General features: G+C 41.1%; 1 protein-coding gene. It reads left to right on the top strand.

What is annotated here, in order from left to right; translation table 11 throughout:
* The first annotated feature begins 101 nt into the window (after positions 1–101).
* Complete coding sequence (locus KDU71_RS22700; RefSeq protein ID WP_394369705.1) at positions 102–1,730, top strand: IS1182 family transposase; 1,629 nt, start codon at positions 102–104, stop codon at positions 1,728–1,730.
* Positions 1,731–1,796 lie beyond the last annotated feature (66 nt).

Below are 1,796 nucleotides of genomic sequence, written 5' to 3'. Positions count from 1 at the left end.
AAGAGGGTGTCCAAAAAACGGATGCCCTCTTTTGTATTCATAATCAATAGATTATTGCCTTGATTATTTGGTTAGATGCTTGATGTTTAGTATCTTAAGGCATGAAACAAATTAACTTCAAGCCCTATAATCAAGGCCAATCCGAGTTGTTCCCATCCCGTCTTGATGAGTTTATTCCCGAGAACGCACCGGTTCGTATAGTCAGTCAAGTAGTGGATGAGCTTGATATAGATGATATCGTAAAGAGTTATAAGGCTGGTGGATGTAAGGGGTATCATCCACGAATGCTGCTAAAAGTATTGTTTTATAGCTATCTGAGTAATGTATTTTCATGCCGAAAGATGGAGCTGGCCCTGACAGAAAGCATTGCCTATATGTGGCTAAGTGGCAAGCAGTTTCCGAAGCATTCGTGCATTAACGATTTTAGAAGTAAGCGCTTGAAAAAGCACATTCATAAGCTGTTTACCCAAGTGGTGCTCATACTGGTTGATTTGGGGTATGTGAGTCTGGATGTACAGTATGTTGATGGTACTAAGATTGAAAGCAAGGCCAACCGCTACAGTTTTGTGTGGCGCAAGTCTGTGGAAAAGTACAAAGCTAACTTGGAGAAGAAGATTGCTAACATTCTGGAGCAGATTGAGCAGGGCATTGCCGACGACAATCAAAGTCAGGATGATGAATCTCGTCCCTTTGATTCCAACGAGCTCAAAAAGCGGATTGCGCAAATCAAGGAATCAGAGAAGGCACAGGAAAAACCAGTCAAGAAGCTGGTAAAAGAGTTGGAGAACAAGCACCTGCCCAAGCTTGAAGAATACGAACAAAAACTCGAAGACATTGGTGACAACCGCAACTCCTGTTCTAAAACCGACAAGGAAGCCACCTTTATGCGGATGAAAGAAGACCACATGAAGAACGGGCAGTTAAAGCCGGCTTACAATGTGCAGATGAGTACCGAGAACCAGTTTATTACCCACTATGGCATTTATCAGAACCCCACTGATACACGCACTTTTATTGATTACCTTACTGGTTTTAAAAACCGCTACAATAAGCAATCTAAAGAGGTTGTAGCCGATAGTGGCTATGGCTGCGAAGAAAATTACGAGCATCTTGAAAAGGAGCAGATTGAGCACTATGTGAAGTTCAACTATTTTCATGCTGAACAAAAGAAAGCGTTTAAAACTGATCCGTACAAAGTAGAGAATTTGCATTACAATACAGTAGGCGATTACTTTGTATGCCCAATGGGACAGCACATGCACTTTGTTACAGAGTGCGAAAAAGCAAATGCCCATGGCTATAAAAGCACACTTAGAAAGTATAGGGCAAAAAACTGCAGCGGCTGCCAAATCAGGGGACGATGCTTCAAAGGCAAGGGCAATCGTAGTATTGAAGTAAACTTTAGGCTGAGAGCTTACAAACAAAAAGCCAGAGAAGCACTTAACAGTGCTAAAGGCCTACAACACCGAAGTAAACGCCCCATTGAGCCAGAGGCTGTCTTTGGTCAGATTAAATACAACAAAGGGTTTAATCGGTTTAAATTAAAAGGGCTTGAAGGTGTTGGCCTGGAGTTTGGCCTGGTGGCGATTGCTTTAAATATTAGTAAGATGACCAAAAAGCTGAAGGAAAAAGCTCAAAAAGCTACTTTTTTAGGTAGAAAACAACTATTAACTATCATATCAAGCTTTAAACACAAATATCAGCCCGTGCACAACTTCATAGCAGCATAGCAATAATGCAAAAGCAAATCTATTTTAAAACACAAAAAAGAGGATGTCTCAATTTTGGACACCCTC

The sequence above is a fragment of the Carboxylicivirga sediminis genome, assembly GCF_018156225.1.
Lineage (GTDB): Bacteria > Bacteroidota > Bacteroidia > Bacteroidales > Marinilabiliaceae > Carboxylicivirga > Carboxylicivirga sediminis.
The sequence above is the reverse complement of the archived record's forward strand: the minus strand, read 5'-3'. Positions and strand labels throughout refer to the sequence as shown.